Source organism: Martinezella lusitana (genome assembly GCF_010668395.1).
GTDB classification, from domain to species: Bacteria; Pseudomonadota; Alphaproteobacteria; order Rhizobiales; family Rhizobiaceae; genus Rhizobium; species Rhizobium lusitanum_A.
In genome coordinates this window covers 1-2,500 of record NZ_WUEY01000052.1, presented here as the reverse complement: position 1 = coordinate 2,500, position 2,500 = coordinate 1, and the positions used below count along the sequence as shown (strand labels likewise).

2 rRNA genes (1 of these 2 cut by a window edge) are annotated in these 2,500 nt (G+C 54.5%); both read left to right on the top strand.

Annotated features, from left to right (window positions below):
• Window positions 1–1,971: ribosomal RNA gene (locus GR212_RS36355) — 23S ribosomal RNA — on the top strand; it begins 829 nt to the left of the window's first position.
• A gap of 245 nt (window positions 1,972–2,216) precedes the next feature.
• Window positions 2,217–2,331, top strand: a 5S ribosomal RNA gene (rrf, locus tag GR212_RS36350).
• Window positions 2,332–2,500: the final 169 nt, after the last annotated feature.

Here is a 2,500-nt window from a genome sequence, read left to right as displayed (position 1 = left end):
CAAACTCGGAAATAGCTGGTTCTCCGCGAAATCTATTTAGGTAGAGCGTCTGACGAATACCCCCGGGGGTAGAGCACTGGATGGGCTATGGGGACTCACCGTCTTACTGATCCTAACCAAACTCCGAATACCGGGGAGTACTATCAGGCAGACACACGGCGGGTGCTAACGTCCGTCGTGAAAAGGGCAACAACCCTAACCTCCAGCTAAGGTCCCCAAGTCATGGCTAAGTGGGAAAGGATGTGAGGATCCCAAAACAACCAGGATGTTGGCTTAGAAGCAGCCATCATTTAAAGAAAGCGTAACAGCTCACTGGTCTAGTCAAGGGTCTTTGCGCCGAAAATGTAACGGGGCTGAAGCCATGCACCGAAGCTGAGGATGTGTAGCAATACACGTGGTAGCGGAGCGTTCCGTAAGCTGATGAAGGGATACCCGTGAGGGGTCCTGGAGGTATCGGAAGTGCGAATGTTGACATGAGTAACGATAAAGAGGGTGAGAGACCCTCTCGCCGAAAGACCAAGGGTTCCTGCTTAAAGTTAATCTGAGCAGGGTTAGCCGGCCCCTAAGACGAGGCGGACACGCGTAGTCGATGGGAACCACGTTAATATTCGTGGGCCTGGTGGTAGTGACGGATTGCTTAACTTGTTCACACTTATTGGATTGTGTGGGCGGGGACGCGGTTCCAGGAAATAGCTCCACCGTATAGACCGTACCCGAAACCGACACAGGTGGTCAGGTAGAGTATACCAAGGCGCTTGAGAGAACTATGTTGAAGGAACTCGGCAAATTGCACGCGTAACTTCGGAAGAAGCGTGACCCTTATGTACGCAAGTATGTGAGGGTGGCACAGACCAGGGGGTAGCGACTGTTTACCAAAAACACAGGGCTCTGCGAAGTCGCAAGACGACGTATAGGGTCTGACGCCTGCCCGGTGCTGGAAGGTTAAGAGGAGGGGTGCAAGCTCTGAATCGAAGCCCCAGTAAACGGCGGCCGTAACTATAACGGTCCTAAGGTAGCGAAATTCCTTGTCGGGTAAGTTCCGACCTGCACGAATGGCGTAACGACTTCCCCGCTGTCTCCAACATAGACTCAGTGAAATTGAATTCCCCGTGAAGATGCGGGGTTCCTGCGGTCAGACGGAAAGACCCCGTGCACCTTTACTATAGCTTTACACTGGCATTCGTGTCGGCATGTGTAGGATAGGTGGTAGGCTTTGAAGCAGGGACGCCAGTTCTTGTGGAGCCATCCTTGAAATACCACCCTTATCGTCATGGATGTCTAACCGCGGTCCGTCATCCGGATCCGGGACAGTGTATGGTGGGTAGTTTGACTGGGGCGGTCGCCTCCGAAAGAGTAACGGAGGCGCGCGATGGTGGGCTCAGACCGGTCGGAAATCGGTCGTCGAGTGCAATGGCATAAGCCCGCCTGACTGCGAGACTGACAAGTCGAGCAGAGACGAAAGTCGGTCATAGTGATCCGGTGGTCCCGCGTGGAAGGGCCATCGCTCAACGGATAAAAGGTACGCCGGGGATAACAGGCTGATGACCCCCAAGAGTCCATATCGACGGGGTTGTTTGGCACCTCGATGTCGGCTCATCGCATCCTGGGGCTGGAGCAGGTCCCAAGGGTTTGGCTGTTCGCCAATTAAAGCGGTACGTGAGCTGGGTTCAGAACGTCGTGAGACAGTTCGGTCCCTATCTGCCGTGGGTGTAGGAATATTGACAGGATCTGTCCCTAGTACGAGAGGACCGGGATGGACATATCTCTGGTGGACCTGTTGTCCTGCCAAGGGCATAGCAGGGTAGCTATATATGGAATGGATAACCGCTGAAGGCATCTAAGCGGGAAACCAACCTGAAAACGAGTGTTCCCTATCAGAGCCGTGGAAGACGACCACGTTGATAGGCCGGGTGTGGAAGTGCGGCAACGCATGAAGCTTACCGGTACTAATAGCTCGATTGGCTTGATCGTTCCCATTGCCAGTGCTCATCGAACAAGTTCGATGAGGCTTTAAGTTCAGCGCTCACGCATGAGCGGGTCTTCGACCCTATGCTCCGCGAGGGCGCCGGACGTCCGGCGACGCGCTTGCGGTCTAAACGACCGTATCCGGACAAACCAACGACGTGTTCACATAGACAAAACGAGGCTTCTAGCCTCACCAGCTTCTCAAATCGGGCCAAATCCGCAAGGTTTAGCCCGAAGTTGCGCTTTGCCGACCTGGTGGTTATGGCGGGGTGGCTGCACCCGTTCCCTTTCCGAACACGGCCGTGAAACGCCCCTGCGCCCATGGTACTTCGTCTTAAGACGCGGGAGAGTAGGTCGCTGCCAGGTCTGCCAATCGCAACTCCAGGCTAAATCGCGCAAGCGGTTTATGCCTCGCATAAATCTTCTCTGATCGAATAACGGCTCGGCCGTGTTACAATAGGCCGCTCAAAGCGGCCTTTGTCGCTTCCGAAAGCAAGCAGTTCTTCCCTTGTCCACCTGAAATAACAGGCCAAGG